Source organism: Allotamlana fucoidanivorans (assembly GCF_006265225.1).
Taxonomy (GTDB): Bacteria; Bacteroidota; Bacteroidia; order Flavobacteriales; family Flavobacteriaceae; genus Allotamlana; species Allotamlana fucoidanivorans.
Genome location: NZ_VDCS01000016.1, coordinates 52,089 through 77,953 on the forward strand (window position 1 = coordinate 52,089; position 25,865 = coordinate 77,953).

Consider the following 25,865-nt stretch of genomic DNA (forward strand, 5'->3'; position numbering starts at 1 on the left):
TTCTCATTATGAAACCTCTTTACTTATTTAATTTACAGCAGGACAATTACAGTCATAAGGTTCTCGTCTGCAACTAAAATTATAACCTAATGACAGCTGATGAAAGCCCCCGTTTGTAAACACCACAGCATTGGATTGATAGGTGTAATTATAAGCAAACATAAAATTCTTGTAATTGACCCCTAAAAGTGGTGTAAACTGATTTAGTTTCTGACTGTTTATGGCTCCAGAATCTGATAAATACTGAGCCCCGTCTAAACTTTGTCTATAAGATAAACCACCCCAAATACTTCCAAAATCTGTTGCTTTATAAACCTTAGCATTTACATCAATGGTAGACTCTTTTGTACCACTCTTATATTGAAACATCAAAGATGGCTCAAAACTCCATGTACTTTCTAATCTGCTAAAAACATAGCCAGCAGACAATAAATAACGTGTTAGATTGCTTGTAATTTCAAGATCATTATTAACTCCAGAATTTTTCAATAAATTCTTTATGGTACCATGAGCATAAAAATCTAAATAGTGATATGAAAAACCAAAATCCATATTAAAATTCGTTCTACTTTGAACACCGCCCCCAATACTAGGATCTCCAACTGGAGCATCATTCAAAAAATCAGTTTCATCTAATTGGTATTGAATAAATCCAGCACTTAACCCGAAAGACAGCATATTCAAATCCACTTCACTCCTTGAAAACATTAAATGATGTGCATATGTGGCATAGGCACCCTTTTGGGAATGATAACCATTTTTATCGGCATATACAATGCCACCAATTGCAGAAGGACTATCCCCTATTCTACCATTAGCACTCAGGGTTAAAAGTTTAGGGGCATCCTCTTGACCGAACCATTGTTGCCTGGCTGTTAATCTTATTTTTGAACAATTAGCAGCCCCTGCCATTGAAGGATGTATTAAATAGTAATTATCGGTAAGATAGTCTGTATAAATAGGTAAACCTTCCTGAGCAGTCACCTTTAGACATGATAACGTCAAAACAGCAACACAAATAATGTATTTTATTTTCATAAACTTTCTTATCACGTAGATTGGGCCATTAAAAAACGCCAGTAGAAGCATTTTATTTCACAAAACTACAATACTCAAATATATGGATACTAATGTTTTCTTTTAGTATTTTTGTAAAAAATTAGCTAAAATGAAAAATTTTAAGGTTTCTGTGCGAGAAACAACAAATAACGCCATTATAAAATTTGAGTTAAACGAGTTTATTACAAAGCATCAAAGTTTTGAATTTAATAATATTGATGAAGCGAAATCATCTCCTTTAGCCCAGCAACTATTTTATCTGCCATTTGTAAAAAAAGTATATATTTCTGGAAATTTTATTGCTGTAGAACGCTATAATATTGTAGAATGGAATGATGTAAAGGATGAAGTAGCAGAGCAAATTGAAGCCTATCTCAATGATGGAGGCGTTATTATTGAAGATACTGCCGCACCAAAAAAATTACCTGTTACGGTTTATGCGGAAAGTACACCTAACCCATCTGTAATGAAGTTTGTTGCCAACAAAAAGCTGGTTACCGCTTTATTTGAATTTACCTCTATTGATGATGCCAAACTATCACCATTAGCAACAGAGTTGTTTCATTTTCCGTTTGTAAAACGTGTATTTTTTGATGAAAACTATGTTTCTATCACAAAATATGATATTACCAAATGGGAAGACATAACCATTCAGCTTCGTGAATTCATAAAGCATTATGTTGAAAATGGAAAAGAAATTGTTTCTGCTGGAGCTGCCGAAGCCATGCAAAAGTCAACCGAGCAATTAGATTCTCAATTTGAACATTTAGATGATGTTTCAAAGCAAATTGTAAATATCCTTGAAGAATATGTAAAACCTGCAGTTGCAAGTGATGGCGGAAACATTCAGTTCATAGCCTATGATGAAAACACAAAAAACGTTAGTGTGATGCTTCAAGGGGCTTGTAGTGGTTGTCCGTCATCCACTTTCACCCTAAAAAGCGGCATTGAAAATATGCTAAAAGAAATGCTTCCTGGAAAAGTTGAAATGGTTGAAGCGATAAACGGTTAATCAAAATATTTTTTAGTTTCATAAAACACAAAACAAGCGTTCAAAATATGAGCGCTTTTTTTATACCTAAATTATGCTAACTTTGGTTCTATGAGAAACATTATAATACTTAGCGTTGCTATTTTTGTTTTTGCCTGTAAAGGAGAAAATCAACAAGAGAAGGAGCATCAATATACTAACAAACTTATTCATGAGACCAGCCCTTACCTACTTCAACACGCCCACAATCCAGTAGATTGGCACGCCTGGAATGATAAAACTCTAAAAAAAGCAAAACAAGAGGATAAATTAATGGTTATTAGCGTAGGGTATTCTGCTTGTCATTGGTGTCATGTTATGGAGCATGAAAGTTTTGAAGACAGTTTGGTAGCTCAAGTGATGAATGAACATTTTGTCAATATAAAAGTTGATAGAGAAGAACGGCCTGATGTGGACCAAACCTATATGAATGCCCTCTACCTTTTAAACAACGGCAATGGTGGCTGGCCGCTTAACATTGTAGCTTTGCCCGATGGCAGACCTATATGGGGAAGCACCTACTTACCTAAAGAACAGTGGATGAGTGCCCTTAAACAATTATCTAACCTATACAAAGAAAACCCTGACAAACTTTTGGAGCAAGCCAATAACATTCAAAAAGGGGTTGAATCCTTTGATATGATTGCCTTAAACACAGAAGCTCCTGTTTTTGAGATTACAGATATTGAAAATGCCGTAAAAAAATGGTCTACAAGGTTTGACAACCAATTTGGAGGACTACGAAGCACCCAAAAGTTTATGATGCCAAATAACTACCATTTTTTACTTAGGTATGCCCATCAAAACAAGGACGATGATTTATTAGAGTTTATAAATCTAACATTAACCAAAATGGCCTACGGTGGTATTTTTGATCAAGTGGGAGGCGGGTTTTCTAGGTATTCTGTAGACGAGAAATGGCATGTGCCTCATTTTGAAAAGATGCTATATGACAACGCTCAACTCGTTAGCCTTTATGTTGATGCTTATCTGCTTACAAAAAACAATCTGTACCAACAAACTGTGCAAGAAACTCTTGCGTTTGTTAAAAGTGAACTCACCACCCAAGAAGGTGCTTTTCTAGCTTCTTTAGATGCCGACAGCATGAATGAAACAGGAGAATTGGAGGAAGGTGCCTACTATATTTGGACCAAAGAAGAGCTTCAAACATTAATAACCCAGGACTTTGATCTTTTTTCAGATTACTACAACATCAACAACTTTGGTTTTTGGGAAAAAGGGCATTATGTATTAATCAGAAAAGCGCATGATGAAGATTTAGCAAATAAGTATCATATCACTCAAAAAGAACTCCACGAGACCGTTAAAAACTGGAAACTTATACTAAAAGATGCTAGAAGTAAACGAGAAAAACCAAGATTAGATGATAAAATACTAACCTCTTGGAATGGTTTAATGCTAAAGGGTTACGTGGATGCTTATCGTGTTTTTAATAATACAGAATATATAGAAACCGCCCTAAAGAATGCTCATTTTATCAAGCAGAAATTAATACGTGAAGATGGAGGCCTTAATCACACCTATAAGGAAGGCACTAGCAAAATAAATGGTTATTTAGAAGATTATGCTACTGTTATTGATGCGTTTATAAGTTTATATGAAGTAACCATTGACGAAAATTGGCTCAATACAGCAAACCTATTAATGCAATATACGTTCAATCATTTTTATGATGATGCCCGCAAGATGTTTTATTTCACTTCAAACGAAGATAACGCATTGATTTCAAGAAATATTGAATACAGAGATAATGTGATTCCTGCTAGCAATTCTATCATGGCTAAAAACCTATTTAAATTATCACACTATTTTGATAATACCGACTATACTAAAACCGCTGAAACCATGCTGAACAATGTAAAACCAGAAATGCAGGAATATCCGTCAGCGTATTCTAATTGGTATGACCTAATGCTTACATATGCTAAACCTTTCTATGAAGTAGCCATTGTAGGGAATGATGCTCTAAATAAAATAAACAAACTCAACAAAACGTACATTCCTAATAAATTGATTGCTGGAAGTACTCAAGAAAACTCTATGCCACTTTTAGAAAATCGGTACAATCCAGAGAAAACCTTAATATATGTGTGCGTTAATAAAGCGTGTAAGCTTCCTGTTTCTGAAGTTGATGACGCTATAAAACTTATAAAGCAATGAATGTATCTACCGTCCTAATAATCATTATAGTAGCATTAGAACACATCTATTTTCTAATTCTGGAAATGTTTCTCTGGACAACCCCCAAAGGCATAACAACTTTTAAATTAAAATCGAAATCCTTCGCTGAAGACACCAAAGTGTTGGCTGCAAATCAAGGTTTATACAACGGCTTTCTGGCCTTTGGTCTTTTGTTTTCTATAATAAAAGACAACATGAATTTTGCTTTATTTTTTCTTTGTTGTGTTACTATTGCAGGTGTTTATGGCGCTTTTTCTACAAAACAACTAAAACTGTTTTATGTGCAGTCTGTTCCAGCAATTCTAGGTATTCTCTCTTTTCTTCTATGATACATTTAAACATTTCTTTACCTTTATAATTCCTACAACTAATAAAATAGAATTAATTTTACATTTTATAACACAAACTAAAAATTTATGGATTTAGAAAGTATCGACGCAGAAAAATGGATTGATTTAGCCGCAGACTACGGACTTAAACTTATTGGAGCTATTGCCATTTGGATTATTGGATCTTGGGTAATAAAAAAACTCCTAGGAGGCACAAAGCAAGTTATGTCAAAAGGAAATTATGATGAAAGCCTTCAAAAGTTTTTATTAAACCTTGCAGGATGGGCGCTTAAAATTGTTTTAATTATTGTTGCTTTAGGCACCTTAGGGGTTGAAACCACGTCATTCGCAGCCATTATTGCTGCAGCTGGTTTAGCCGTTGGCTTAGCTTTGCAAGGGTCACTATCAAATTTTGCAGGAGGTGTTTTAATTATGATTTTTAAACCCTTTAAAATAGGTGATTTAATTGAAGCACAAGGCGAAATTGGTGTAGTAAAAGAAATAGAAATTTTTACGACTAAACTTACAGGATTGTCAAATAAAGAAATCATCATTCCAAACGGTTCTTTATCGAACGGAAATATTGTAAATTATTCAGCCGAAGGAACCCGACGTGTAGACCTCACTTTTGGCGTGAGTTATGATTCTGACATCAAACAAACAAAAGAAGTCATTATGAACGTACTTACTTCGCACCCAAATATTTTAAAAGAGCCTGCTCCTTCTGTAAATGTTTCTGAATTAGCGGATAGCTCGGTAAACTTTGCTGTAAGACCTTGGAGTACTTCAGATGACTATTGGAAAGTATACTTTGAGGTTACCGAACAAGTAAAAGAAGCACTTGACAAAGCTGGTATTGAAATTCCATATCCTCATCAAGTAGAAATACACAAACAAGCTTAATGTTTAGGTTTGGCTTTTATAGCCACAAAATCTTTTAAATAATAAGGTTCAAAATAGGCGACATCTTCGGTGTCGCTTTTTTTATACCTCTTAAATGACAAAGCACTCATGTCTTTTGATGATGGCAGCTTGTCTTCTATAAAAATAGCATTAGGATGCTTTATAATCTCTACCGTTTTAGCAACACCATTTCCAACAAAAAACACCTTACCTTGTAATAAATACTTTTCAAATGAACGGTCTTCTAAAATTTGAGCCTCTGTTTTCCTAATTTCATTAAACTTATAATCATAAATAGCTGAGTAAACCTCCATACGACGTGCATCTAACATGGACACAATAACACCCTGATTGGCTTCAACCTGATGCGCTAAGGCTTCAAGTGTAGGCACTGAAATCAATGGTTTATTTATGGCATAACACAAGCCTTTAGCGGCAGACACGCCTATGCGCAAACCTGTGTAAGACCCTGGTCCTTTGCTTACCGCAATAGCATCTAGCATATTCATTGTAATCTGTGCTTCTGCCAAAACGGCTTCAATATAAACATGCAAACGCTCTGCATGTGAATAGCCTTTATCATTATCTTCCTTTAAGGCTATAGTTACGCCATCTTTGGCAACAGATACAGAACAATTTGTAGTTGCTGTTTCAATATTAAGTATATAAGTGCTCACTTTAATTTGTTATAGGTTTTCCCATGTAAAAGTCTAAAACTTTTGTCTTAAATACAAAATCATACTTAGCATTTATTAATGACGACTGTGCATTGATTAATTTTATTCGGGCTTGCTCTAAATCAAAAGAGGTAATAATCCCCACATCAAATCTGTTTTTTGAGTTTTCAAAAGCCAACTTCTGAGCCTCTAAAGATTTCTGTGCTGCAACAAAAGCCTTGAATGCCGCTTGCGCATCGGTAAAAGCACGTTGTATATTGGATTCTAAATCTAACTTAACCTGTTCTAAGTTAAGTAAGCTATTTTCCTGCTGAATTTTAGCCTTTGCCACCGAGGTTTTATTTTGAAGTCTAGAAAAAATGGGAATATTTAAATTGACTCTAAACCCATGTGATTTCTGGTTATCTAACTGATCCCAAAAATTAGGCTCATCATCTCTAAGGTTTGAATAAAAAGCACTAGACCCAAAGGAGTACCCCCCTGATAAGGTTGGATAAAATGCACTCTTCTGTATTTTTGTTCCAAGCTCTGCATTTTCTATCTTTTTTTCGGCTACTTTAACTTCATTTCTATTTGCAAAAGCATAATTTAAAACGGGTTGTATATCATTATACAAAATAGCTGATGACGGTGCATCTACCTCAATAATTTCAACTTCAAAACCATTATAGGGCACTTGTAATAGCTGTGATAGTGTGAGTAACGCTAAGTTGTAATTGTTTTCAGCTAGCGTTACTTGTTGAGCATCTGCACTTAGTGTTGCTTCTGTATCAAAAATATTTGCTCGAGGTTGCACGCCTGCTTCAACTAAATCTTTCACCTGTTTTAACAGTGTATTACTATATTCATACTGTGCCTTAGCCGTTTCTAAGCGTTCTTTATTAAAAAGCACATTTAAATAAGCATTAACCACATTTAATGATATATCATCTCGAATTCTATCCAATTCCAGTTGATTGGTTTCAAAATTTAACTTAGACTGTTTGTATAAGTTAGTTAATCTAAAACCATTAAAAATGGTTTGGTTTAATCCCACTCCAAAATTTGTACTGTTAGAGGTTCTATCAACAAACTGTCCTTCAAACACTTCTTGGTTACCAAATGTTAAGCTATGTCCTGCACTAGCGTTTACGGATGGTAAAAACTGACCTTTTGCAGCTATAACGTCTTGTTCATTACTTAGTAGCGTGTTTTTGCCCTGTTTTACAGAAATATTATTTTCAATAGCATGATTAACACAGGCTTGCAAGGACCACGACTTTTGCTGCGCAAAGGCACATGTTCCAAAAACCAATGCTAATCCAAAAACACAATATGCTTTATTCATCTTTATCTTTATCATCTTCATTATCTTTTGATGCTTTGTTCCATACCTTTATTTTATCCCCTTCCTTAACGCCTTCTACAATTTCAACATTAATACCATCAGACAGCCCAAGTTCAACATCTTTCTTTTCAAACTTGCCTGTTTCATTTTGAACTTCAACAAATGGTTTTTCCGTTATTCTGTTATACTGTAACAAGGCCTCCCTAATAGCCAAAACATCTTCTTTACCTTCAATATCAATCTCAGCATTGGCACTGTACCCTGCTCTAATATTTGTTACTGTATCAATTTTAACATCGGCCTTTATAGTAAATTGAACGGCGCCATTTTCTTCAACTCCTTTGGGTGCTACAAAGGTTAAGTTAGCTGGAAACTCTTTGTCTTGAATAGCTCCTAACACCACCTTTATTTCTTTCCCTTCTTCTAGTTTACCCACTTCGGCCTCATCTACTTTTCCTTCAAAAATCATCTTGCTCATATCTGCAATAGTGGCAATGGTTGTTCCTGCATTAAAATTATTACTTTGAATCACCTGATCGCCTTCACGAACTGGAATTTCAAGTATGGTACCGGGTATTTGAGCAATAATATTGGTATTGGCAGAACTGCCTCCAGAAATAGACCCTAACTTAATGATTTGATAATCGTTTTGAGCTTGTACTAAAGATTCTTTTGCCTGAAAATAGGACAGCTCGCTATTTTCAAAATCTTGTTTTGAAATGACCCCTTTATCATACAAAGCTTTGTTTCTTAAGTATAACGTATTTGCATTTTCAAAGGATAATTTAGCCGTTGCTATTCTACTCTTAGCACTTACTAGGTTTTGTTCATTTGGTACGACTCTAATGGTAGCAATAAGATCGCCTTTCTTCACATGATCACCTTCTTCTACTAAAATTTTATCAACAATACCTGAAATTTGAGGTTTTAGCTCAACCTCTTCCTCCGGATTGAGTTTTCCAGTTGCCACAGCTTTCGTATTGATGGATGTAATAAAAGGCTCTTCAACCTTAAAATCGACAATAGCTTTTGAATTGGCATCTTTAAAATATTTCAAAACGAAGGCTAACAAAATAACCACTACGAGTACTAAAATAATTTTTACTGTTTTATTCATTTTTTTGATTGTTTATTCTTCTCTTAATGCTTCTATGGGTTTTACACTGGTGGCTTTAAAAGCCGGAATTAGTCCTATTAATGTCCCTAAAATAACGAGTATAACCAGCGCAATAAACACCACGGCAATAGATACAGAGGCATTTACTATAGCCGCTTCATCCCCTTGTCCGAAAAAGTGATCTAACAAAATTAAAATCCATCCTCCTGTTATGATTCCAAATATTCCAGCAATCAGGGTAATAAATACCGCTTCTACTACAATTTGTCTTTTTATTTCAAACGGCGTAGCCCCTAATGCCCGCCTTACTCCAATTTCTTTGGTACGTTCTTTTACCGTTATAAGCAAAATATTACCAATAGCAAAAACCCCTGCGATTAAAGTAGCAATACCTACAAACCAAGTTAAAAACTGCATTCCGGTAAGAAACCCAGTCATTTTTTTAAACTCTTTACCTAAATTAAAACTACCAAAGGCTCTTTTGTCTTCTGGGTGAATATCATTTAAGTTTTTCAATAATAACTTAGCATCATCCTCAATTTGCTTAATACTATAATCTGGTTTTCCTGTTATCATCATCCAACCAATACGATCTCCTCGGTTAAATATTTGCTGAAATGTAGTAAAAGGTATATGCACATCGGTTGAGGGCCCCATATTTACATTGCCACGTTCAAAAACGCCAACCACTTTAAAATTGATACCATTCACTTCAATATAGGCCCCGATAGCATCTTCATCTTTTTTGAACAACTGCTCATAAGCCCCATCAGAAATCACGGCTATTTTCTTTCTATCATCAATATCATTTTGATTGATAAAGCGACCATGCGTTAATTTTTTCTTTTGTAGTTGATCTAGTAACGGATAATCACCCGCCACCTGAAAGCTTCCAGTTAAAAAATCTTTGGTTATTGTAACGCTTTGTTGACTCCGTGGCAATACAAACTCAATACCCTCAACATTCTCCTCAATTTTTTTAGCATCAGTAAGGGTTAACCTTACCCGTCTGTTTTCCTGAAACCCTTTAAATGGTTTCCCTGTTCTTTGCCCCCAAACAAATACACTATTTGTGGCAAAATCTCCAAAAAGTCTGTTGAATGAATTTTCTAATCCTCTTGCTGATCCCAATAATCCAATAAGCAACAAAATACCCCACCAAACCCCAACCATAGTTAAGATAGACCTAAGCTTGTTTTTGCTCAAGCTATCTAAAACTTCTTGCCAAGTATCTCTGTCAAATAAAAATCTAAACATAGTTAATCATTCCTTAAGGCTACTATAGGTTTTATTTTTGATGCTTTTTTTGCGGGTAAATAGCCTGCTATAGCTCCTGCTATCACTAATGTAATGGTTGCTCCAATAACCAAACTATTACTTACTCCTGGATCTTTTATAAAATAGACTTCAAGGCTTGGCCCTACCAGTTCTAAAACACCAACACCTGCCAAAAGCCCTATATAACCTGCAACGGCCGTGATGATAATAGACTCAATTAAAATAATAGAAACAATAGAACGAGGCGATGCCCCTAAGGCCTTCCTAATACCAATTTCTTTGGTGCGCTCTTTCACAATAAAAATCATGATATTACTAATCCCCACAATACCAGCTATTAAGGTTCCAAAACCAATCACTAGAATAATTACCGTTAAGCTAAAGGTCATTATATCTGCTTGTTTTGTTCCTTGAGCCATGTTAAACAAACGAATAGCTCTTTGGTCATTACGGGCTACCTCAAATTTTTCTTTAAGACTTCTTTTAATAGAATTCCCAAAGGCCAATGCCTGATCTGAATTCATCTCAGGATTATAGGTTAAATGCATTAAATCAACAAAATCATTATTGCCATATATAAATTGCGTGGTACTTATAGGCATATAAATAACTTTTTCTTCATTATCGCCTTCATCATCGGTAAAAACACCGACCACTTTATAAGGAATACCTCCTAGATTTATATACTTACCAATTGGGTTTACTTTATAAAAGAGTTCGTTCTCAACCACCTGACCAATGACAACAACCTTAGCCCGATTTTCAATATCATGTTGATTAATATAACGGCCATCTTTAACCACATTATTCTCAATGAACATATACTCTGGATAAACACCTCTTACCTCATACGTATTTTTCTCTCCTTGGAAAGAGGCATTTAAATTTTTATTTACTTTAGATGTAAAAAACTGCACCTTATCTCCAAACTTATCTAGAATAAAATCACGGTCTTCATTTTTAAACTGAATGCGTTTACCAACCTGATTCCCTTTATGGGCAATAGAAGTTCTACCTGGAAAAATAATAATGGAGTTATTAGCATCTGTACCAAAAGCCTCTTTAAAGGTGTTTTTTAAACCATTGGCTATACCAAACAAAATAGCAAAAAGTAGAATAGCAAAAGTTACTGTAAAACCAGACAATAAACTTCGCGTTCTGTTTTTATTTATACTCTGAAATATTTCCCGCCAAAGGTCTAAATCAAACATATTGTTCTGCTCTCACTTGGTTTACCTTGGTATCTTCCATAATAACACCGTCTCTCAATCGAACAATACGTTTACACATATTAGCTATATCTTCTTCATGAGTTACCATCAAAATGGTTTTGCCTTCATCGTTAAGTTTCTGAATAAAAGCCATAATATCATGCGAGGTCTTAGTATCTAGAGCTCCTGTTGGCTCATCGGCGAGCAACAATTTCGGATTTGCAGCTAATGCTCTTGCAATAGCTACACGCTGTTTTTGACCACCAGAAAGTTCTTTAGGCAAATGCTTTGCCCAATTTGCCAAACCCACTTTATCTAAATGAAACATGGCTTTCTCTTGCCGTTCTTTACGCTTCATCCCCTGATAATACAGAGGTAAGGCCACATTTTCAAGGGCTGTTTTGTAATTAATCAGATTAAAGGATTGGAAAATAAAACCTAGAAATTTGTTTCTGTATACGGCCGCCTTTTTTTCGGTTAAATTCTTTATAGGTAACCCATCAAGAATATATTCTCCTGAGTCTGCTTCGTCTAAAATTCCAATAATATTTAACAAGGTTGATTTCCCCGAGCCCGATGACCCCATAATAGCAACCATTTCGCCTTCTTCAACGTTGAGATCAATTCCTTTTAAAACATGTAAACTAGAGTCTCCTATAGGATAGGATTTGTGAAGTTGTTGAATTTTTAACATCCTGATGATTAGCTTTGTAAATTAGACTCCTATTACAAAGAAATGTTACAAATTCCGACCAAAAAATTATTTATTATTTTTTTAACGTCTTGTACTTCCAATAAATAAAATACCCAAGACCTCCAATAAGCAAATAAGGGATAGCCATTAAATACACTATACCATCGTTAATCCCTTCGGCTGCAGACTGCCCTTGTTCACTTTCTAAAACAGCCCTACACATAGCACATTGGGCATAGCTAACTACTTGAGTCATTACAAAAAGGCCAAAAAGTACTTTTCGTTTCATAGCTATTGTAAATAATAAGGTGAAATCATAATATAAACCACAACGCCAGTTACAGCTACATAAAACCACAAGGGGAATGTGATTTTAGCAATTTTTTTATGTTTTTCAATATGGTTTGTAATGCCTCTTACATAAGTTATAAGCACAAATGGTATCACAGCAACAGACATCACAATATGGGTCAATAAAATAAAATAATAGAAATACTTAACCACCCCTTCACCTCCAAACTTTGTAGAATCACTAGTCATGTGATAGGCCACATACATCACTAAAAACAATACAGATAGTACAATAGCAAACTTCATGAGCCTTTCATGAAGTTTTACTTTTTTATTCCTTATAGCCATAAATGCCAATGCCAAAATCAAAGCTGTAAGCGCATTGATAGAAGCATAAATAGGAGGCAAAAACACAGGTAACTTATAATCAATTTTTACCCCAAATAATCCCGCAACCGCTAAAGGAATGACAACAGATAACGCAATAATTAGCTTGTTATATTTTGTATCTTCAGATGTTTTTGTTGGGTTATTCATTGAGTAGTTTTTTAATATCTTCTTTTAATGCACTAATTTCTTCTTCTACCCCATCATCATCTACTTTTTCTTCCTCTGAAACAATGCCTCGGTAGTAAATAATAGGATTTCCGTAAGCATCTTTTCTTGAGCGAATAAATCCATTCTTATCAATGAGCGCAAAATTTCCTGAATGTTCAAAACCTCCTGGTGCCTCCGATTCTTCAGCCGAATATAAATTAAACCCTTCATTTGACAGTTTATAAATGGCTTCTTTTTCGCCTGTCATTAGATGCCAATTGGGGTTAGTCATACCATATTCATCAGCATAGGCTTTTAAAACTTCTGGGGTATCATAATCTGGGTTTATGGTAAAGGAAGCCACACCAAAGTCTTCAAAATCTTTGAATACATTTTGAATTTGAACCAGATTTTTACTCATGCGAGGACAAATAGTTGGACAAGTTGTAAAAAAGAATTCAACAAGATATACCTTGCCTTCATAATGTTTATTGGTAACGGTTTGCCCTAACTGATTAGTAAATGAAAAATCTGGTACTTTTTTAGCATTTCCGTTGATCTCAATATAAGCAAGATCAGACGATTCTGATTTGTTTTGATTAGCAAAATCGCTCCTACTTTCGTTCCTTATGATATCTTCGTTTGAAATTCTATCAACAATTCTTGGAATAAAAATGATTCCAAACACCAAAAGAACAAAGGCTATACCTATATATGAATAGTTTGTTTTTTTCATCGCTTTAATTTTCTTCGTCTCCTATTAAATCATCGGCCCGTCTAATATCCGAATTAAATTCACCCTTTCTTTTCTGCCTATATTCGGTAAATAAAATACGTAAATCATCACTCATTTTATTTTTTATATCAGCTACTTCAATGCTATTATAACTATATAAACTATAAATGGTATTGTTTTTTTCAATTTCTCTATCTGTTCTATCATCAAGTCGGCCACGTTGATTTAGATCTTTATCTATAATAAAAACAGAAGGCGTGTACAACTCTTCAGAAAGTTCCTGATCACTTTTTAAACTAAAATACAACCTTTGTATGTTTGATGGTTCACCAAACACAAAATGCCAAAATTTCAAGTCTTCGTAGGCACTTATTTCGTTTCGAAGTTTTTCAACATCTTTCTCTGTACCAAATGGCATTACAATAACAATTTGAAATTTTTTGAACCCTTTAAACTTGTCATACACCAATTCCTTTATATTTAAGGCTGCTGTAGTATTTTGATTTGGATGACCCCCTAAAAACCCTAGTACGGTAATATGATTTGAAAGCTCAATTGTTTCTTCTGCATCCGATTGAAACATTTGCAAATCGGATACTGATGTATTAACAATCTCTAGTGGTGTATAGTTGTGGGTAGCAGGATACAAAAACAATAAAAAAGTAACAGGAAGAAAGAATAAAATCCCTAAAACCACATATCTACTTATTTTTTTATAATTCATTTTAAATATTTTTGCCCAAACTAGCGCCCACAAAATTAAAAAAAGGCGGTTTAAAAACCGCCTCTATATACTTATTTAACTTATAATGCTTTGTTAAAAATCACGCTTAATATATCCGTTATCATAAACTCTGAATACGTAACCACCTTCTTGTAACAAAATAAAAATCAAATAGATGATTAGGAAGATGGCTGTCCATACTACCGCACGTCTTAATCCTTTAGTTTCATCACGCATATGCATGAAATCCCAAGTAATATAATACGCTTTTACAATGGTTAAAATGATAAATATCCAGTTTAAAAGTTTCATTCCTAAAACCTGGGCCATTGACCATTCAGGTTTCACAATACCTAAAGCAACTTCAACTGTTGTTACGATAGATAATAATATTAAAACACCCCAAATCTTTTGAGTATTAGATTTAAATTTAATTAAACCTCTTAATATTGCTAAATTGTGTTCGTGTGCCATGTCTCTCTAAAAAATAAATTAAACAAGGTAGAAGAATGTAAATACAAATACCCAAACTAAATCTACAAAGTGCCAATATAATCCAACCTTTTCAACCATTTCGTAGTTCTTACGTCTTTCATATGTACCAAGAACAACGTTAAAGAATATAATAATATTAATTACTACACCAGAAAATACGTGGAAACCATGAAAACCAGTAATAAAGAAAAAGAAATCTGCAAACAATGGTGACCCATACTCATTCACCCTTAAATTAGCACCTTCTACAACAATTTTTCCGTTTTCCTTTAACTGTTTTAATGATTCAGATCTAGATAACACTGTTTTTTCGCCTTCTTCGTTTATAAGTTGTGTTCTTACCAGCACATTATCATGTGCTTCTAAACCTGCAATAACTTCTTCAACCGTATAGCTTGGCAAAGAACCTTCAGAAACAAACCATAGACCGCTTTTGCGCTCATGCTGCGTTCTCTCGGCATGTGCATCAACAGCCACAAAATCTCTAAGAGCTACACGATGTCCTTCAGTATCTACAAACTGTAAAATATTACCACCTTTTGTTTGCACCGCACCATAATCTCCTTTAATAAAGGTATTCCATTCCCAAGCCTGTGATCCAACGAAAATTAAACCTCCAATGATGGTTAAGAACATATAAAGGGTCACCTTCGATTTGTTTAAATGATGTCCTGCATCTACCGCCAATACCATAGTTACAGAAGACATAATAAGTACAAAGGTCATGAAAGCCACATAGTACATCGGTGCATCAACACCATGTAAAAACGGAAAGTGTGTAAACACCTCATCGGCTATTGGCCATGCATCGATAAATTTGAATCTTGAAAATCCGTAGGCTGCTAAAAACCCTGAAAATGTTAATGCATCAGAAACGATGAAAAACCACATCATCATTTTACCATAACTTGCTTTTAGAGGTTCATTCCCTCCACCCCAAGTTTTACCTTCTGCTGCAGCATTTACAACTGTAGTGCTCATATGTAATGGTTGTTTTTTAAAAGTTGCACAAAAATAATCATTTTATTTATCTGACGAAATATACGCTTGTAAATTTTAAACAATGATAAATATCAGTTTCACTGAATGTTACCTAATTATTTTTACTTTTTTTATTTCTGAAAATAAAACTATCGCACAAAATATAAGAAAAGAAACAGGTATACCCATAGAATATCAATGAAATGCCAAAAGGTTGCCGCTAAATCTACACCAAGCATATTTGATGCTGAATACTTCTGTTTAAAATGATTATAAATTACAACAACCAAACAAACCATACCTGCAATGACATGGAGAATATGAGCCATAGCAATTAAATAAATGTATGACATAGTCACATTACTTGTTGGCCCCGTAAAATTATAACCTAAATCTATTATTTGTTGGAAACCCGAAAACTGATTAACAATAAAGCCTAATCCTAGCACAAATGTAACCACTAACCAAAGTGATGTTGCCTTATGGTTATTAGTTTTAAGTGCTCTTTTTGCCAAAACGAAGGTGATACTACTCAAAACGATTAAAATAGTACTGATAAGAAAAGCTTGTGGCAGCTCAAAATCTTTTAACCAATCTGGTCTTGAACTACTTACCACAAAAGCACTGGTCCAACCAGCAAAAGACATGACTAGAGAGATGATACCAAACCACAGCATCATTTTTTTTGCTCTGCTATTTTTTTCTTCTTGCGTACCTTGAGTTAAGTCCATAATTTATCGAATAAATTTATCTAAAACGTATACTATTTGTAATAATGAGATATAAGACACACTAACAATCATGAGCTGTCTTGCTGCCTTTACTGTCATTAATTTAAACAACCTTACCGCGTAATATAGCATCCATACCCCTAAGCCAAACACTATAACAGCCGCTGCTATTGATAATTGCAACTTACCTGTAAATCCAAATACAGGAATAATAGACACCAACATTGTCCAAATGGTGTACATAATGGTTTGTACAGCCGTTCCCCTATCTTGTTTACCTGTTGGAAGCATAAAAAACCCTGCTTTTTTATAATCGTCATAAAGAAACCAACCTATAGCCCAAAAATGAGGAAACTGCCAAAAGAACTGTAGAGCAAATAAGGTTCCAGGTTCAATACCAAAATCGTTTGTAGCGGCTACCCAACCTAACATAAATGGAATAGCTCCAGGAATAGCTCCAACAAAAACGGCTAGTGGTGTTTTTGTTTTTAGTGGTGTGTAAACACAGGTATATAAAAAGATAGAAATAGCACCAAACATAGCTGTTTGCTTGTTGATGCTATACAATACCATAATGCCTAATAACGTAAAAATACTAGCAATGACAAACGCTGTGTTTACCGACATTCTTCCTGAAGGAATGGGTCTATTTTGCGTTCTACTCATAAGCGCATCTAAATCCTTTTCAATAATTTGATTGAAGGCATTTGACGCTCCTACCATAAAATAACCTCCAAATGCTAATAAAATCAACGTTTGAAAGTCAACGGTATCCACTCCCAAAAGGTAACCCGCTAGAGAAGAAAAAACAACACTTAAAGACAAGCGCATTTTAGAAATCTCTTTAAAATCTGAAATTACGGAAGGAGTTGCTGCTGAAGATTTTGACTTACCCAATGCTCTTTTTTGTTTTGCGAGTGCAAAGATACTGGATTAAAGTATTTTGACAATGGTTTTAATCATAAAAGGAGCTACCCAAATCAATAAATTAACTTAGGAAGCTCCTTTTAAATAAAGCACGTCATTTAACTATTCTATGGCAAAGCCTTTGTTTACTGTTTTTCCTTTGCTATTTGTCATGTTAATAAAGTAAATACTTTTTGGCCAACTTGCGGTATTTATTTTTAGAACTTTATCTTTCTTTTTGCTGCCCTTATATTTTATAATCCCATATAAATCAGCTATAATAATATCATATTCATCTTTTAATGTGTTAGACAATCCTCTTTGAAAATCACTAGACTGTATGTCCTTAGAATCATCACTCTCAAAAATCTCAACATTTAGTTCATTACTTGAAGTGTTGTTATAAACACTGTAATAATATCCCCCACCTCCTAGGTCAAGGAACCATTCATAATATTTCCAAGGGCCCCAACCACATTCATTTTTAAACCTAACTTCTATATCTATAGCACAATAATTCGATGAATCTATTTGAAGCACTATAGTTTGTCCAGATTTAGTTACTAAATGGTAATCGTAATTATAAGAGGTTGCTTTTCTAAATTGAAAATTAGAATCATTTATATATGGCCAGACTTGTTGTGCCTCATCTTCAAAATTCAAATAAATATTCTGCCCTGTAACATAACTACCTCCATATTGAGGTTCCCCACTCACTAAAACTGCTTTTGGGGTTCCTACCCAAACATCTTTTTGTACCGTAACAGCAGAAGTAGTAGCTCTTACATAACCCCAGCCACTAACCGACGAATTTATTGCACATACAGTTATACTAGTGTTATTGGATGAGATTGTAGTTAAATTACTTGATGTTTCCCAAGTTACTAATTCCGTGTTGTTTAACAATGTAAATGTTTCATTAGCTGAATTACAGATTGAAGATATGCCCAAAATCTCGGGTTGCGGAAGAGCGGCTTGAACTGCTGCAAAAGCATTAACTCTACCATTACCGAAATTATTGTCAAAACCATTTACTCCCATATCTGTAGCAGTATTTTCCAAAATATCCCTAACTTCTTGTTGGGTAAGTCCTGGGTTTATAGATAGAATAGGGCAGCAACACCAGAAACTACTGGACATGCAGCTGAAGTACCACCAAAACTTGGCTCATAATTTCCAGCTACCCTTCCTGTAGCACCCATTCTATCAGTAGTCCTAACATTTCCTAAATAATTAGTTTCACCTGAAGGTGCTACCAAATCGATTTCAGGACCTCTTGCACTGTAATTGAACAAGTTGCCACGATTATCTATTGCTCCAACAGAAATCACATTGGCATTTGAAGCTGGATATTCAACGCAACCTCCCCCGTTCCCAGCAGCAAAGACCACTACGCAGCCAGCTCCATTTCTTCCATTGGTGACCGCATTTTGTATGGCATTTTCAATATTAATGTCTGTAAACCCACAGGGTGCATTTGAATAACCCCAAGAATTACTTAATACATCCGCTCCATTGTCAATAGCCCATTGAATTCCATCAGCTATATCCCCACTGGTTGTACCATTGGCGAAAATATTTACTGACAAAAAATTTACATTAGGGGCAACACCTCTCAACCCTAAGTCATCATCTGATGCTCCAACAACTCCTGCACAATTCATACCGTGCGTGGCATTATTCTCTATAGGCACACCAGTGCCATTGGTAGCTGGTGTAAAACCATCAATAAGGCGATTCCCAAAATCCTCATGGTTTTCCATACCTTGATCTAAAATTGCAACGGTTACATTATCTCCCAAATTAACATTCCAGGCTTCTAGTGCGTTGCAATCAATATCATTGACTCCTGGCACTCCATTAATTATCTGACCAGTATTATGCATTTGAAATTGCAAAGGAAACAGTGGGTCTTCTTGATATATTTGTATTGGTATATAAAAATCTGGAACCGAGAACTCGGCTATTCCAGATTCAAAGATTTTATTTGCAATTTCTAAAGATTTTAAAATGTCCCTTATCTTAATTCGAAGAACATCATACTTTTCTTCAATTTTTATAATTTCGTTATTGACAAAAAGTTCTAAAACATGTTCTTTATTTAATCCTGGCTTCAGTTTGACACGAACAATTTTTGTTGGAAACATCTCAAACTCATCATCTCCATCAAGCAAAACAGCAGGTATGATTTGATTTAGGTTTTGTCTTTTAAATTCCTTTGTAGAAAATTTGTCCTTTTTCTTTAAAAAAAGGTTAAAGCCCTTGGCTGAAAATGTTTTAATCTCTTCAAAACCCTCACTAATAACTTTATTCGGATTTTCGAAGGATATAAAAGATTTATTTGATTTATGGATTTTAATTTTTTTGTTCCCATTATAGTAAAAGTCTTGTGCGTTAATCAAAAGACAAGAAAAACACAAGATTAAAGTATACAGTTTTTTTTATTATTTAAAAATTTTGAATTATGGTCGCTCAATTAATGTGAGCTTTATTTCTGAATAGAAATAATCAGCTGGTGTAATAAATGGTTCAACACATAAAAACTTAAGGTCACCCCTAAACCTTACAGGAATTGAATCATTGCTGACTTTTAAAAAATCATATTCCCTACCCAAATAACCTTCATTGCATACAGCAAATTTTCGCTGACAATTATTACAGCCATTAACACCTTGAAAAATCCAAAACCGGTTATTGTATTGCCCGTCGTGTTTATCATCAAAAACATAATCCACATTTTCAGGTCTCTTAAAAAACAAAAGGCCACTCGTTTGTTCTTCTATAGGTACTTCAGAGAAGTTTTTACTTGGTACGGAATCAATATTTTCAGATTCACAACCACAATCATCTAACTTTTCTTCAGTATTATTACTACAACGGTATATTAACGTAAGTAGAACCAATAAAAATAGGTAACCAAATAGTACATTATTAAGAGTAGATTTTCTCATTATTCAAAATTTTTATATTGTTGTATGTTGAATTAAATAATTGTGGCGATTGTTTAATTTAATTTTGTATGAAAGGCGCGCTACCTTGTAGTCGCCTTTCCTTTTTTAATTTGTTAATATATCATTGGTATATAGTTTATTGTGAAGTTGGCGAAAGATAAATCCCACCTAACAGACTGAGGAAGATTTATGTGGTGTTTTTTTTTAATTGATTGTTAGAACTTATATTTAAATAAACCTCAAAAAAAGCATTGTCTGATGTAGGGATTTTGCTTTTCTGCATAACATTTAAAAATATAACAGAGGTAATAATGCCCTTGGAGTTTTTACTAATTTTACCTACTTTCTCTTGGTTTTGCGAAATACCTAAAAAGCATAATAGTAGAAATATACACAAGCTAAGTGATTTTTTCATGCTTATTTTAATTTATACGTTTATGAAATGAAGTTGGTATTAATGCCGGGTCTAAGAAATCCAATCTTAAACTATTTTTATCTAAAAACTGAAATTTGTATCTATGGACAAATATTATGGTATCATTATCTATTGCATCAATAAAATCATATGTTTCATATAGAATTGAGTCTTTGATCCAATATTTTTGGTTATAGTATTTTTTCTCTTCGTAGTTGTAAACTATTAATATGCTATCAAACAAATACTCACTGTAAGATATTGGGTTTTCAATTGGGGTACTTCCCAAATGTGTGATTTCCCATTTACCCAAAATAGCATTTTTAGGGTTCATTTCAATTGGCATATTGTCTTTATCGCAGCCTACAATGATTAAGGCTAACATTGCGAGTATTACAATTGAGTTTTTCATAACACTTGGGGGTTTTAGCTTATATTGTAAATGTAAGAAAAAAAATCATTTAAATACGTTTAATCTTACTTCCTGTTGCCTAAAACAAGTAATTTTAACATTTGCTTAGTATGGAAAACCCATAAAATAAAGGTTGAACTTAAACTAAAGATTCTTCGCTAAGCTCTGCATAACATTAATTATCAAAATACCAATTGAACAGATCTGTTCTTACTCCAAAGTTAAACCAAACGGTACTATTATTAAAGGTGTCAACGGTGGTTGCTTCAGGATTAAAATCTCTTACGGTAATATCTGCAAACACTTTTAAGTTGGAGGCTGGATTTACCAAATACCCAGCCTGAAGATTCCCGTTAAATATCTTCACTTTATTACCTTGCCCTACTTCAACTCCTGTATCAAAAGGACGATCATTATAATCTCTATAAATATCGCCACCATAACTAAAGGTATCATCCGCTGTGTTAAAATCTAATCCTTTAACGCCAAAAATTAATTTGGCATCGGCATACCAACGGTTATAATGATACCTTCCAATTAAAATAGCTTCGCTAAAGTTTGATCCCCACAAATGTGCTTTCGATTCATTACTATGCCCATAATTAAGCAATATAGTGTTATGAGAGTAGGCATAAGGTCTTACACGGTTATATTCCAATTGAAGCATCAAATTATCTACTTTGAAGGCATCAAAATATTTGATCCCCAACTGATAACCATATTTATTTTTCCAACTTCGTTCGCCTCCTTTAACATCGCTCAATGAAAACTCATCAAGAACAAACTGGCCATAAATGTTAATCTGGTCATTCCATTTAAACTTAGCAGTAGCCCCTAACAGGGCATTTCCAGCCCCTTGTCCTGTTTGAAACTCAATAGCCCGGTAAAATATAATAGGATTTAAATAGTTGACATCAAAACCACGGTTATTTGCGTTTTCCCAAATTACAGACTCAAAAAAACCAAGATTTAATCGTTTTGAAACATTCCAGCTTAAATAATGGTTAGCTATATATTTGGTTAAAAAGGCTTTGTCCTGCTCAGCTTCTGGCCTAACATCTTTTAACCACTTCCAGGTATTGGTATATTTAATCTTCCAAAATTTAGTATTGATTTTGAAAAAAGGATGCGGACTGGCAACATCACTTAAAACTAAAGAGCGATACCCATCTCCGATAAACGTTTTACCATGGCCAAATTGAAAATTAAAATATTTTGATGGTGTGTAAGACAAGTAAGCTTCAGCCACAGGATAGTCATAAGAATTTGTTTTAAATCGTTTTGCAATCCCCCTACCCGGTATAATAGCGGGATCAGGCCCAAAGGCTTTCAAGCTTTCAGCGTATCTATTCACATAATCAGCAAATCGGCCCTGACTTTCAAAAAAAGCGGTATAAAAATTAAACCTCTTTCCTAAACCTCCTTGCACCAATATCCCTCTGGTATTATTATATGTAGTATTGAAATCGGCATCAGAATCTTTTCCCACCTGCAAATCGAAAATGGGATCGATAGTAAACCAATAATCCTTTCCCTGTAATTCAACCAAATGCTCGTTCCACAACTTTCTTCCGCCCCAAGATTCCTTATCCTTTTTCAACGTTTCTTTTTCAGATTTAAAGTCATAATATTCTGAAACCTCTTCATAAATGAACGGTTTTGAAGCGGTATGACTGTTTGTGCCTACTAAATTCATCTGCCTATCAAATCTGGAATAATCACTATGGGTAAACGGAATATTTAATTGGCTGGTATAGGCTCTATTTTCAAATTTCTGTAAACTGGCAGAAACGCTATCAAACTCTTGCTTGGCTAATTGCTCTGAATTAGATTGCTGATGTACCTCTTCAAATACCATAGTGGTATTTTGTTGATTGACTAGAGGTATTTTTATGGGTATAGAATACTGTTTGAATGTTTTGCGTGTGTTATAGGTTGCTGGTTGCACTTCTGGCAACTTGGCAAAAACTCTAGCAACCTCCTTTTTCAGCACATCGTAAACCGTATTAACATAAATCACTTTAAAATGCCCTAAGGTATCAACTTCAAAAAGCACCACAACCTCGCCTTTATATTTATCATCTAAAACCTTCTGCGGCACTTTAAAGTGTTCATAGATATGATTATAAATTTTAGCATCAAAACAATTTTGAAGGGCGTCTATCCCTACATCTCCACACCCTGGATAAACTGGTGGCTTCTCAGGTAAATATTGCTTTTGAGAGAATGCTTGATATTGAACTATAAATAAGAACAGTACTAAGACTTTCTTCATAAGGTGGCGCAGGTTTGATTTGGTTGGAAAGATACTATATTTTTAATAATACCAATATAAAAAAACTGTCATCATCCTAGAATGAAGACAGCTTTTGAACCTTAAACGTATTTGAACTATTTCATTGTACTTCAAACACAATGGGCAAATGATAAATAACCCCAACATTTTTATCTCTTTGACTACCTGGTATCATTTGAGGTATAAAATTAATAACCCGCTCTGCTTCTTCATCAAGTTTTGGATGAGGTGATCTTGTGATGATATCCTCTACGTTTCCGTATTTATTAATTTTGAATTGAACGCTTATTTTTTGCTTACCTGTTAAACCATACTTTGAAGCAATCTCAGAGCCATCAAACTTCTTCCTTATTAATTTGTTGATTTTATCAGACATGCATTTTTTTCTAGCCTTGTTGTCCTTAGCACTTTCACATCCAGGATATATTGGTGCATTTTGAATTAGAATAAAAGGAACGTCTTCAGGTTCGCTTGGTTTATCACCAAAATCGGGCAATGCATCAGGATTTAATGCTGGGGTTGTAATTTTAGGCTCAACCAATGTTTCTTTAAAAAAGTCTTCGGGCACATCATCAATAACTTGTTTAAAATTTTGAGGATGCTTAATAATTTCTACGGGTTTTGGCTTTTCTATAACAGGGCGTTTCTCTTTAATTATAGGAATATCAACATAAAGAGGGGTTTCCATTTCAAGTGGAGGAGATTCAACTACGCCTTTAGTTTCAACTTTCATTTCTAACAACCCGAAGGTAGAAAGCAAACAGATTATTACACCAATTTGAAAGTAAAGGGTAGAGTTTTTTTGTAAATTTACTTCATGCTTTTGTGCTTTTTTCACGATTTTATCGTTTTGCCGAACGATGTCGTGAGTTTTCCTTTGATTACTCATAATAATTATAGTTTTGATGTTAATATTATGATAAAATCACAATAAGCATACCAAAAAGAAATCCCGTTACATGGCTGTAACGGGATTTTATATAATTTACTTAGAAAACTTCTAAACTTGTGTGCTTTTAAGACAACTAGTCTTGTACTTGAAAAATAATTGGCAAAGAATAAGGAACATTCACTGGCTTACCACGTTGCTTACCTGGTTTCATTTTAGGTAACATACCAATAACACGTGCCGCTTCTTTTTCTAAACCTGGGTGTGGTGCTCTTGCTCTAATTCCTGTGATAGATCCTGTTTTGTCAATTTTAAAAATCACATTAATACGTTGTCTTCCTGACAATCCGAGCTCTGAAGCTAACTCTGTATTAAACTTTTTATTTACAAATTGAGAAATCTTCTTTGACATACAGTCTCTTTTCTCTTGGTTACTTCCTTTTTCACAACCAGGGAAAATAGGTACATTTTCAATTACTGAGAATGGCACATCAATATCTTCTTCTACTTCTACAACCTCAACCTCTTCTACTTCAACAATTTCAGTTTCCTGATCTACCTCAGTAGACTCAATAACGGTTTCTTCAACCTCAACCTCATCTTCTACAATTTCTATTACCTCTGGAGCTGCTGGCGGTGGCGGTGGCGGTGGCGGTGTTTGTATTTGTTCTGTTAATGGAATTTCCTCTTCCAGTTCTTCTTCCATACTCACCATCCCGATATCAATATCTTCCTTGTCGTATGTTTTATAATTAATTGCAAAGTTCGTTATGAATAGCATTAACGCTAAACCAATAGCAAAGTAAAGTGAACTGTTACGTCCTACATTAGCTTTAGGATTTTTTTTAGGTTCCATAATTTGTGTTTTTCAAGATTGCTAAAATAACATTTTATTTGCCAAAAAAACAAGAGTTTCTATGAGTTTTTGACCTGTACTTTATTTTTTAAACTAAGTATTCCCGACATGAGTAAAACACCAAAAGTATTCGCTACAATATCGTAACCATCAAGTGCCCTATATTCGGTGAGCACCTTTTGTAATACCTCAATAATTATACCAAAACCTACAGAAAATATTGCTGCATACCTCAGCGCTACTTTTTTCCTATAATTATTAGAAAAAACACCAAACCATAACAAAGTTAGCAACCCATAGGCTAAAAAGTGAAATATTTTATCTGCAAAAGAAATTCCTGCGTCGGGGAGGTTATCTATTCTGATTAAACTAACTGTAGCTAAAAAACCGGTATAGCCTAAGGCAGCAAATAAAATAACTTTTTTACGCACCAATAAGGTTTTTATAATCGTCGGCAGATAGTAATCCTTCAATTTGTGAAAGGTCTGAACACTTAATTTTTATCATCCAACCATCACCATAAGGATCTGTATTTACTTGCTCAGGTTCATCTTCTAAGCCTTCATTAAATTCCATGATTTCACCTGAAAGTGGCAAAAATAAATCAGAAACTGTTTTTACGGCTTCTACTGTTCCAAAAACTTCATCAGCATCTAAAGTTTCATCAAGGGTTTCTACTTCCACATAAACAATATCACCTAATTCACTTTGTGCAAAATCTGTAATACCTACGGTTGCAATATCACCCTCTATTTTTACCCACTCATGGTCTTTAGTATACTTTAATTCTGATGGAATGTTCATATTAATACTTTTAA

The 25,865-nt window shown here is 34.3% G+C and carries 28 protein-coding genes; 4 read left to right on the top strand and 24 right to left on the bottom strand.

Going from position 1 to position 25,865, the window contains the following annotated elements; genetic code table 11:
* Positions 1-27: 27 nt before the first annotated feature.
* Positions 28-1,038 carry a PorP/SprF family type IX secretion system membrane protein gene (locus tag FGF67_RS15260; RefSeq protein ID WP_139698625.1) on the bottom strand — a complete coding sequence of 337 codons (1,011 nt, stop codon included), beginning with the start codon at positions 1,036-1,038 and terminating at the stop codon, positions 28-30.
* Between the two features lie 130 nt (positions 1,039-1,168).
* On the opposite strand from FGF67_RS15260, the gene FGF67_RS15265 reads away from it, so the two are divergent.
* The 4 genes from FGF67_RS15265 (at position 1,169) to FGF67_RS15280 (ending at position 5,523) form a co-directional block, all read left to right on the top strand.
* On the top strand, positions 1,169-2,071 hold the full coding sequence (locus FGF67_RS15265) for a NifU family protein (protein ID WP_139698626.1): 903 nt from the start codon (positions 1,169-1,171) through the stop codon (positions 2,069-2,071).
* 90 nt (positions 2,072-2,161) lie between these two features.
* Positions 2,162-4,270, top strand: a complete 2,109-nt coding sequence (locus tag FGF67_RS15270) for a thioredoxin domain-containing protein (RefSeq protein ID WP_139698627.1) — start codon at positions 2,162-2,164, stop codon at positions 4,268-4,270.
* Positions 4,267-4,620 carry a DUF1304 domain-containing protein gene (locus tag FGF67_RS15275; protein WP_139698628.1) on the top strand — a complete coding sequence of 118 codons (354 nt, stop codon included), beginning with the start codon at positions 4,267-4,269 and terminating at the stop codon, positions 4,618-4,620. Before FGF67_RS15270 ends, FGF67_RS15275 begins: the two co-directional genes overlap by 4 nt.
* Positions 4,621-4,707: 87 nt before the next feature.
* Positions 4,708-5,523, top strand: coding sequence for a mechanosensitive ion channel family protein (locus tag FGF67_RS15280; protein ID WP_139698629.1), 816 nt, complete (start codon positions 4,708-4,710; stop codon positions 5,521-5,523).
* On the opposite strand, the gene tsaB is transcribed toward FGF67_RS15280, so the two are convergent.
* The 23 genes from tsaB to gcvH all read right to left on the bottom strand — a co-directional run bounded on the left by tsaB (position 5,520) and on the right by gcvH (position 25,851).
* Complete coding sequence (tsaB, locus tag FGF67_RS15285) at positions 5,520-6,200, bottom strand: tRNA (adenosine(37)-N6)-threonylcarbamoyltransferase complex dimerization subunit type 1 TsaB (protein WP_233244100.1); 681 nt, start codon at positions 6,198-6,200, stop codon at positions 5,520-5,522. The two genes, FGF67_RS15280 and tsaB, sit on opposite strands and share 4 nt — an antisense overlap.
* 1 nt (position 6,201) lies before the next feature.
* Entirely contained in the window at positions 6,202-7,542 is a 1,341-nt protein-coding gene (locus FGF67_RS15290) for a TolC family protein (RefSeq protein WP_158293232.1), read from the bottom strand.
* Positions 7,520-8,644: an efflux RND transporter periplasmic adaptor subunit gene (locus FGF67_RS15295; protein WP_139698631.1), complete on the bottom strand. Its 1,125-nt coding sequence runs from the start codon at positions 8,642-8,644 to the stop codon at positions 7,520-7,522. The genes FGF67_RS15290 and FGF67_RS15295 overlap by 23 nt, the downstream gene beginning before the upstream one ends.
* A gap of 12 nt (positions 8,645-8,656) precedes the next feature.
* On the bottom strand, positions 8,657-9,901 hold the full coding sequence (locus FGF67_RS15300) for an ABC transporter permease (RefSeq protein ID WP_139698632.1): 1,245 nt from the start codon (positions 9,899-9,901) through the stop codon (positions 8,657-8,659).
* A 2-nt stretch (positions 9,902-9,903) separates the two neighbouring features.
* Positions 9,904-11,133: an ABC transporter permease gene (locus tag FGF67_RS15305; protein ID WP_139698633.1), complete on the bottom strand. Its 1,230-nt coding sequence runs from the start codon at positions 11,131-11,133 to the stop codon at positions 9,904-9,906.
* A complete protein-coding gene (locus FGF67_RS15310) occupies positions 11,126-11,827 on the bottom strand; it encodes an ABC transporter ATP-binding protein (protein WP_139698634.1) in 702 nt (233 codons plus the stop codon). Before FGF67_RS15310 ends, FGF67_RS15305 begins: the two co-directional genes overlap by 8 nt.
* A gap of 73 nt (positions 11,828-11,900) precedes the next feature.
* A complete protein-coding gene (locus FGF67_RS15315; protein WP_139698635.1) occupies positions 11,901-12,116 on the bottom strand; it encodes a hypothetical protein in 216 nt (71 codons plus the stop codon).
* A gap of 2 nt (positions 12,117-12,118) precedes the next feature.
* Entirely contained in the window at positions 12,119-12,655 is a 537-nt protein-coding gene (locus tag FGF67_RS15320) for a DUF420 domain-containing protein (RefSeq protein ID WP_139698636.1), read from the bottom strand.
* A complete protein-coding gene (locus FGF67_RS15325; RefSeq protein WP_139698637.1) occupies positions 12,648-13,391 on the bottom strand; it encodes an SCO family protein in 744 nt (247 codons plus the stop codon). Before FGF67_RS15325 ends, FGF67_RS15320 begins: the two co-directional genes overlap by 8 nt.
* A gap of 4 nt (positions 13,392-13,395) precedes the next feature.
* Positions 13,396-14,115: a hypothetical protein gene (locus FGF67_RS15330; protein WP_139698638.1), complete on the bottom strand. Its 720-nt coding sequence runs from the start codon at positions 14,113-14,115 to the stop codon at positions 13,396-13,398.
* 93 nt (positions 14,116-14,208) lie between these two features.
* Complete coding sequence (locus tag FGF67_RS15335) at positions 14,209-14,589, bottom strand: cytochrome C oxidase subunit IV family protein (RefSeq protein WP_139698639.1); 381 nt, start codon at positions 14,587-14,589, stop codon at positions 14,209-14,211.
* 18 nt (positions 14,590-14,607) lie between these two features.
* Positions 14,608-15,591: a cytochrome c oxidase subunit 3 gene (locus FGF67_RS15340; protein WP_139698640.1), complete on the bottom strand. Its 984-nt coding sequence runs from the start codon at positions 15,589-15,591 to the stop codon at positions 14,608-14,610.
* A gap of 149 nt (positions 15,592-15,740) precedes the next feature.
* A complete protein-coding gene (locus FGF67_RS15345; RefSeq protein ID WP_139698641.1) occupies positions 15,741-16,322 on the bottom strand; it encodes a cytochrome c oxidase subunit 3 in 582 nt (193 codons plus the stop codon).
* A gap of 3 nt (positions 16,323-16,325) precedes the next feature.
* Entirely contained in the window at positions 16,326-17,219 is an 894-nt protein-coding gene (cyoE, locus tag FGF67_RS15350; protein WP_139698642.1) for a heme o synthase, read from the bottom strand.
* Between the two features lie 132 nt (positions 17,220-17,351).
* Positions 17,352-18,368, bottom strand: coding sequence for a hypothetical protein (locus FGF67_RS15355; protein ID WP_139698643.1), 1,017 nt, complete (start codon positions 18,366-18,368; stop codon positions 17,352-17,354).
* Positions 18,326-19,630: a S8 family serine peptidase gene (locus FGF67_RS15360; protein ID WP_139698644.1), complete on the bottom strand. Its 1,305-nt coding sequence runs from the start codon at positions 19,628-19,630 to the stop codon at positions 18,326-18,328. Before FGF67_RS15360 ends, FGF67_RS15355 begins: the two co-directional genes overlap by 43 nt.
* Positions 19,631-19,690: 60 nt before the next feature.
* Positions 19,691-20,179: a hypothetical protein gene (locus FGF67_RS15365; RefSeq protein ID WP_139698645.1), complete on the bottom strand. Its 489-nt coding sequence runs from the start codon at positions 20,177-20,179 to the stop codon at positions 19,691-19,693.
* Positions 20,180-20,601: 422 nt separating this feature from the next.
* A complete protein-coding gene (locus FGF67_RS15370; RefSeq protein WP_139698646.1) occupies positions 20,602-21,006 on the bottom strand; it encodes a hypothetical protein in 405 nt (134 codons plus the stop codon).
* A 175-nt stretch (positions 21,007-21,181) separates the two neighbouring features.
* Positions 21,182-23,281: a gliding motility protein RemB gene (locus FGF67_RS15375; protein ID WP_139698647.1), complete on the bottom strand. Its 2,100-nt coding sequence runs from the start codon at positions 23,279-23,281 to the stop codon at positions 21,182-21,184.
* Positions 23,282-23,402: 121 nt separating this feature from the next.
* Entirely contained in the window at positions 23,403-24,140 is a 738-nt protein-coding gene (locus tag FGF67_RS15380; RefSeq protein WP_158293233.1) for an energy transducer TonB, read from the bottom strand.
* Between the two features lie 187 nt (positions 24,141-24,327).
* Positions 24,328-25,047, bottom strand: coding sequence for an energy transducer TonB (locus tag FGF67_RS15385; protein WP_139698649.1), 720 nt, complete (start codon positions 25,045-25,047; stop codon positions 24,328-24,330).
* Between the two features lie 59 nt (positions 25,048-25,106).
* The gene (locus tag FGF67_RS15390; protein WP_233244101.1) at positions 25,107-25,478 is read right to left on the bottom strand and encodes a VanZ family protein; all 372 of its coding nucleotides are present in this window, start codon (positions 25,476-25,478) and stop codon (positions 25,107-25,109) included.
* Entirely contained in the window at positions 25,471-25,851 is a 381-nt protein-coding gene (gene gcvH, locus FGF67_RS15395) for a glycine cleavage system protein GcvH (protein ID WP_139698651.1), read from the bottom strand. Before gcvH ends, FGF67_RS15390 begins: the two co-directional genes overlap by 8 nt.
* Positions 25,852-25,865: the final 14 nt, after the last annotated feature.

Coding starts and splice junctions, on each gene's coding strand:
- FGF67_RS15265 (WP_139698626.1), top strand. CDS start 1,169: ATGAAAAATTTTAAGGTTTCTGTGCGAGAAACAACAAATAACGCCATT.
- FGF67_RS15345 (WP_139698641.1), bottom strand. CDS start 16,322: ATGGACTTAACTCAAGGTACGCAAGAAGAAAAAAATAGCAGAGCAAAA.
- gcvH (WP_139698651.1), bottom strand. CDS start 25,851: ATGAACATTCCATCAGAATTAAAGTATACTAAAGACCATGAGTGGGTA.
- FGF67_RS15260 (WP_139698625.1), bottom strand. CDS start 1,038: ATGAAAATAAAATACATTATTTGTGTTGCTGTTTTGACGTTATCATGT.
- FGF67_RS15385 (WP_139698649.1), bottom strand. CDS start 25,047: ATGGAACCTAAAAAAAATCCTAAAGCTAATGTAGGACGTAACAGTTCA.
- FGF67_RS15375 (WP_139698647.1), bottom strand. CDS start 23,281: ATGAAGAAAGTCTTAGTACTGTTCTTATTTATAGTTCAATATCAAGCA.
- FGF67_RS15340 (WP_139698640.1), bottom strand. CDS start 15,591: ATGAGCACTACAGTTGTAAATGCTGCAGCAGAAGGTAAAACTTGGGGT.
- FGF67_RS15355 (WP_139698643.1), bottom strand. CDS start 18,368: ATGTCCAGTAGTTTCTGGTGTTGCTGCCCTATTCTATCTATAAACCCA.
- FGF67_RS15365 (WP_139698645.1), bottom strand. CDS start 20,179: ATGAGAAAATCTACTCTTAATAATGTACTATTTGGTTACCTATTTTTA.
- FGF67_RS15320 (WP_139698636.1), bottom strand. CDS start 12,655: ATGAATAACCCAACAAAAACATCTGAAGATACAAAATATAACAAGCTA.
- FGF67_RS15290 (WP_158293232.1), bottom strand. CDS start 7,542: ATGATAAAGATAAAGATGAATAAAGCATATTGTGTTTTTGGATTAGCA.
- FGF67_RS15295 (WP_139698631.1), bottom strand. CDS start 8,644: ATGAATAAAACAGTAAAAATTATTTTAGTACTCGTAGTGGTTATTTTG.
- FGF67_RS15300 (WP_139698632.1), bottom strand. CDS start 9,901: ATGTTTAGATTTTTATTTGACAGAGATACTTGGCAAGAAGTTTTAGAT.
- FGF67_RS15305 (WP_139698633.1), bottom strand. CDS start 11,133: ATGTTTGATTTAGACCTTTGGCGGGAAATATTTCAGAGTATAAATAAA.
- FGF67_RS15325 (WP_139698637.1), bottom strand. CDS start 13,391: ATGAAAAAAACAAACTATTCATATATAGGTATAGCCTTTGTTCTTTTG.
- FGF67_RS15310 (WP_139698634.1), bottom strand. CDS start 11,827: ATGTTAAAAATTCAACAACTTCACAAATCCTATCCTATAGGAGACTCT.
- FGF67_RS15280 (WP_139698629.1), top strand. CDS start 4,708: ATGGATTTAGAAAGTATCGACGCAGAAAAATGGATTGATTTAGCCGCA.
- FGF67_RS15275 (WP_139698628.1), top strand. CDS start 4,267: ATGAATGTATCTACCGTCCTAATAATCATTATAGTAGCATTAGAACAC.
- FGF67_RS15335 (WP_139698639.1), bottom strand. CDS start 14,589: ATGGCACACGAACACAATTTAGCAATATTAAGAGGTTTAATTAAATTT.
- FGF67_RS15330 (WP_139698638.1), bottom strand. CDS start 14,115: ATGAATTATAAAAAAATAAGTAGATATGTGGTTTTAGGGATTTTATTC.
- FGF67_RS15270 (WP_139698627.1), top strand. CDS start 2,162: ATGAGAAACATTATAATACTTAGCGTTGCTATTTTTGTTTTTGCCTGT.
- FGF67_RS15370 (WP_139698646.1), bottom strand. CDS start 21,006: ATGAAAAACTCAATTGTAATACTCGCAATGTTAGCCTTAATCATTGTA.
- FGF67_RS15315 (WP_139698635.1), bottom strand. CDS start 12,116: ATGAAACGAAAAGTACTTTTTGGCCTTTTTGTAATGACTCAAGTAGTT.